Source organism: Pseudomonas sp. SDO5532_S415, from assembly GCF_054071155.1.
In genome coordinates this window covers 1-4,903 of record NZ_JBSVWS010000268.1, presented here as the reverse complement: position 1 = coordinate 4,903, position 4,903 = coordinate 1, and the positions used below count along the sequence as shown (strand labels likewise).

6 protein-coding genes are annotated in these 4,903 nt (G+C 58.7%); 4 read left to right on the top strand and 2 right to left on the bottom strand.

Annotation, left to right across the window (positions count from 1 at the left end):
* Window positions 1-244: 244 nt before the first annotated feature.
* The 3 genes from ACW9HW_RS28770 (at window position 245) to ACW9HW_RS28760 (ending at window position 2,946) form a co-directional block, all read left to right on the top strand.
* Complete coding sequence (locus ACW9HW_RS28770; protein ID WP_095193132.1) at window positions 245-1,564, top strand: MFS transporter; 1,320 nt, start codon at window positions 245-247, stop codon at window positions 1,562-1,564.
* 310 nt (window positions 1,565-1,874) lie between these two features.
* Entirely contained in the window at window positions 1,875-2,129 is a 255-nt protein-coding gene (locus ACW9HW_RS28765) for a hypothetical protein (protein ID WP_095193131.1), read from the top strand.
* A 187-nt stretch (window positions 2,130-2,316) separates the two neighbouring features.
* Complete coding sequence (locus tag ACW9HW_RS28760; RefSeq protein ID WP_095193130.1) at window positions 2,317-2,946, top strand: flavin reductase family protein; 630 nt, start codon at window positions 2,317-2,319, stop codon at window positions 2,944-2,946.
* Here ACW9HW_RS28760 and ACW9HW_RS28755 read toward each other — a convergent pair whose 3' ends face one another.
* Both ACW9HW_RS28755 and ACW9HW_RS28750 read right to left on the bottom strand, forming a co-directional pair.
* Window positions 2,947-3,177, bottom strand: a complete 231-nt coding sequence (locus ACW9HW_RS28755) for a hypothetical protein (protein WP_095193129.1) — start codon at window positions 3,175-3,177, stop codon at window positions 2,947-2,949.
* Between the two features lie 41 nt (window positions 3,178-3,218).
* The gene (locus tag ACW9HW_RS28750) at window positions 3,219-3,572 is read right to left on the bottom strand and encodes a putative quinol monooxygenase (protein WP_095193128.1); all 354 of its coding nucleotides are present in this window, start codon (window positions 3,570-3,572) and stop codon (window positions 3,219-3,221) included.
* Between the two features lie 336 nt (window positions 3,573-3,908).
* Between ACW9HW_RS28750 and ACW9HW_RS28745 the strand changes: the two genes are divergently transcribed.
* On the top strand, window positions 3,909-4,841 hold the full coding sequence (locus ACW9HW_RS28745) for an AraC family transcriptional regulator (protein ID WP_095193127.1): 933 nt from the start codon (window positions 3,909-3,911) through the stop codon (window positions 4,839-4,841).
* Window positions 4,842-4,903: the final 62 nt, after the last annotated feature.

The following is a 4,903-nucleotide window of genomic DNA, read 5'->3' as shown; positions in this document are numbered from 1 at the left end:
GGTGTACATCGCACCATTGTGGGAGCGAGCCTGCTCGCGAAGAGGCCGGCACATACAGCAAAACTGCCGAACCGAATGAGCGATTTTCCGCTCGCAACGAAGTTCCTATAAGCGGATTTCCGCTCATCACAATCTGAAAACCCCTCTAGACCGGCCCTCTCCCTCTTGGCACAGCTCCTGCTATAGCCCCCGCAGGCCGCGTTTAATCGCGCTCCACAAAAACAATTAAACGAAGGATCCTTCAATGGATAACTCAAATACCCTGCCCCTTGGGTCGGCTGCCGCGACAGCCAAACCAAGAACCACCTCCAGCCGCATCAAATCGATCTTCAGCGGCTCCGTAGGCAACATGGTCGAATGGTATGACTGGTACGTCTATGCCGCCTTCTCCCTGTACTTCGCCAAGACCTTCTTCCCCAAGGGCGACACAACCGCCCAACTGCTGAACACCGCAGCGATCTTCGCCGTGGGCTTCCTGATGCGCCCGATCGGCGGCTGGCTGATGGGCCTGTACGCCGACAAGGTCGGGCGCAAAAAGGCCCTGATGGCCTCGGTGTACCTGATGTGCTTCGGCTCCCTGCTGATCGCCCTCAGCCCGAGCTACGAAACCATCGGCATCGGTGCGCCGATCCTGCTGGTGTTCGCCCGTTTGCTGCAGGGCCTGTCGGTCGGTGGCGAATACGGCACCTCCGCCACTTACCTCAGTGAGATGGCGACCAAGGAACGTCGCGGCTTCTTCTCCAGCTTCCAGTACGTGACCCTGATCTCCGGCCAGCTCATCGCGCTGGGTGTCCTGATCGTCCTGCAAAACGTACTGACCACCGAAGAGCTGTACGCCTGGGGCTGGCGCATTCCGTTCGCCATCGGCGCGCTGTGTGCCGTGGTCGCGCTGTACTTGCGTCGCGGCATGGAAGAAACCGAGTCGTTCACCAAGAAGGAAAAGGCCAAGGAAAGCGCCATGCGCACCTTGATGCGTCATCCCAAGGAACTGCTGACCGTGGTCGGCCTGACCATGGGTGGTACGCTGGCGTTCTACACCTACACCACCTACATGCAGAAATACCTGGTGAACACCGTCGGCATGAGCATCTCCGACTCCACCACCATTTCCGCCGCCACACTGTTCCTGTTCATGTGCCTGCAACCGATCATCGGCGGCCTGTCGGACAAGATCGGTCGCCGACCGATCCTGATCGCCTTCGGCGTACTGGGCACGATTTTCACCGTGCCGATCCTCACCACCCTGCACACCATCACGACCTGGTGGGGCGCGTTCTTCCTGATCATGGCGGCGCTGATCATCGTCAGCGGCTACACCTCGATCAACGCGGTGGTCAAGGCCGAACTGTTCCCGACCGAAATCCGCGCCCTGGGTGTTGGCCTGCCGTACGCACTGACAGTGTCGATCTTCGGCGGCACCGCTGAATACATCGCGCTGTGGTTCAAGAGCATCGGCATGGAAACCGGTTACTACTGGTATGTCACCGCGTGTATCGCTGTGTCGTTGCTGGTGTACATCACCATGAAAGACACCCGTAAGCACTCGCGGATCGTCACCGACTAAATCCGACCGAGTTACACCAAAAGGGGCAGTCCGTCGGGGTCTGCCCCTTTTTTGTTTGCGTATGAAAAATCCTTCATCCCCGTGAATGGCGGATTAATCACGAGTTAATGCGCGTCCCCCATTCTGAGCCTGCCAAAACGATTAATTGCGATGCGATCACTGAGCGCTGAACGCGAAAATGGCTGACGCGCTTAACATCTACTTAATCGATTGTTTTTAGCATTATTTTGCGCTTTTTAATCAGTTTAATTGGCGTAGCATGAAACCCATGCCCAAGACACAAAACGCCAAAGAACCTGGAGAAATGAAGATGAAAACCAAACTGTTCCTCGCCCTGGCCCTGTCTGTGCTGGCGGCCAACACCTTCGCCGCCGACGGTTACGACCGCACAGGCTCCGCTGTCGCAGCAGACGGCTATGACCGCACCGGCTCCGCCACTGTCGCCGCTGATGGCTACGATCGCACCGGCTCCGCCACTGTCGCTGAAGATGGCTACGACCGTACTGGTTCGGCGACGTTCGCTGCTGACGGTTATGACCGCACGGGATCGGCTTCCATCAGCTGATCCGCCATGGCGGCACTAAAGCCCGGCTTTGCCGGGCTTAGTCATTTCTGGAGCACTGCAAATATCCTGTTGGTCACGCACCCTGTGGGAGCGAGCCTTCGAAAGCGGTGCTCATCTGGCTGGAAATCAGTAGCTTGTCCTTGCACTATGGCTCTCCTCCGATTGAAGCCTTCAGGAACACTGGTCCATGCCCGACGACATCCACTATTACGAACCCGCCAACGGCCACGGCCTTCCCCACGATCCGTTCAACGCGATCGTCGGCCCGCGCCCCATTGGCTGGATTTCTTCACAGGATGCCAACGGCCATTTAAACCTGGCGCCTTACAGCTTCTTCAACGCCTTCAACTACATTCCGCCGATCATTGGATTTTGCAGCATCGGGCGCAAAGACAGCCTGAACAACATCGAACAGACCGGCGAGTTCGCCTGGAACCTGGCCACCCGCCCACTGGCCGAACAAATGAACCAGAGCTGCGCCAACGTAGGCCCGCAGGTCAATGAATTCGAATTGGCCGGGCTGAGTACCGTCGCCTCGAACATCATTGCGGTACCACGGGTCGCCGAAAGCCCGGTGTCCTTCGAGTGCAAGGTCACGCAGATCATTCAGTTGCAGCGCGCGGACGGGAATGTGGTGCCAAGCTGGCTGATTCTCGGCGAAGTGGTCGCCGTGCATATCGCCAAGTGGCTATTGAAGGATGGGGTGTACGACACCGCCGCGGCAGAACCGATTCTGCGCGGCGGCGGGCCGGCGGATTATTTCCAGCTGGGGCCTGAGGCGTTGTTCAAGATGTACCGCCCGGGGGCGGTGAAATAGTTACCAGATCAACTCGCCGTCTTCGCCGACACCTTTGAGGTGGGTCAATTGCAAGGCGGCGGCTTCATCCGCTTCTTTAGCGGTCTTGAAGGTCTGCTCTTCCAGCAGCTTGTTGAAGCGAGGCGCTCCCGCACCACCGATGGCTTTGGTGGCGATTGCCGCGTAATACCCGCCTTCACGGGGGACTACGGCCGATACTGCTTCGAAGGTTTCAAAGGCTTTGCGTGCCATGTCGCGCATCCTGGCTAGTTGAGAATGCTGCCATTAAACCCTCAACCGGCCAGTTTGTGTACCGCCGCCCCGGACTGACCCAGGGCTTGCGCCGCCGACACATCCTTGAAGGTGTGAAAATCCAGGCTGTTGACCACCAGTTCCTGCACCAGCTCGGCAAAAACCTCCATGGCCGGGGTACTGAAGTAGGCTGTCATCGCCTGTTGATTGACCCAGAAACCGGACACCAGCCACAACTCGGGGTCGCATTGCGAATGCTGCAAGGCAAAGTTCAGGCAACCTGGCGCTGCGCGGGATGGTTCGATCAGTGCACTGAGGCGCACACCCAGCTCTTGCGAACGTCCGGCGCGCGCCCGGACAAAGGCCATATGACTGACGGGGATCTGCTTTGACATGTTCAACCCTCCCGGGGAGTCGCGTGGCAGCCAGGGGACGGGCTGCGACAGGATCAAAGGTTAAGGGTCGATGTGCATGGGTCGTTAGTCGATTCCTGCCGCTGCGTTGCACGATCCTGCGAGACTGTGCGGGCAGCCTGTAACAATGTGTAAAACGCTGTCACGGTTCTGCCACGCGAGTTTCAAGCAAGTTTTCCCGCCATCGCTCTGTCTTGTCAGGGTGAAAAAACAAGCCCGTGCAGAATCAGGCAAGCATCAGGCAGGATGTGTCTACCACTGTTGCTTGCACAAACTTAAGCTCGGTCCATTGCTCATGCTTATACGAGGATGCCTTGCATGTCGTCACTCGATCACTTTCCACAGGCCCCGCTGGATGCCGAGATGGAAAAGCAGCGCGTGGAACTGGCGGCGATCATTCGGCGCAACACCGCCGAAGATGGCAGTTATGCCACCGCTGTCGAATCACTGTTCATGTCGCGCCACAGCCAGAACCACGAGTTTGCTCCGGTACTCGCGCAACCGGCGTTGTGCATCATGGCGCAGGGTCGCAAGGAAGTTCGCCTGGCCGACGAGTACTTCAATTACGACCCGCTGAATTACCTGGTGGTCTCCGTTTCGATGCCACTGAGCGGTCGAGTGGTGAACGTCTCGGCTGAAGAGCCGATCCTGGCCGTGCGGCTGGACATAGATCCGGCGGAAATCACCGCGCTGATCGCCGACGCTGGCCCCATTGGCGTACCGACCCGGCCGACCGGGCGCGGACTGTATGTGGAACGCCTGGACACGGCGATGCTCGATGCGGTGCTGCGCCTGGCGCGGTTGCTCGACACACCGAAAGACATTGCGATGCTCGCGCCGCTCATTCGGCGGGAAATTCTCTATCGGTTGCTGCGCAGCCAGCAGGGCCATCGTCTGTACGAAATCGCCATCGCCAACAGCCAGAGCCATCGCATCAGCCAGGCGATCAAATGGCTCAACGGCAATTTCGAGCAACCGCTGCGCATCGATGATCTGGCCAGGGAAGTGAACTTGAGCGTCTCGACCCTGCATCACCGCTTCAAGGCGATGACGGCGATGAGTCCGTTGCAGTATCAGAAGCAACTGCGCCTTCAGGAAGCGCGGCGCTTGATGCTGGCGGAGGGGCTGGAAGCCTCGGCGGCGGGTTATCGGGTCGGGTATGAAAGCCCCTCGCAATTCAGCCGGGAGTACAGCCGGTTGTTCGGGGCGCCGCCATTGAGGGATTTGGCGCGGTTGCGGTTGTCGGTCTGATCCGACATTTTTTGTGTGGCTTATGGCCTCATCGCGGGCAAGCCCGCTCCCACAGTGATATG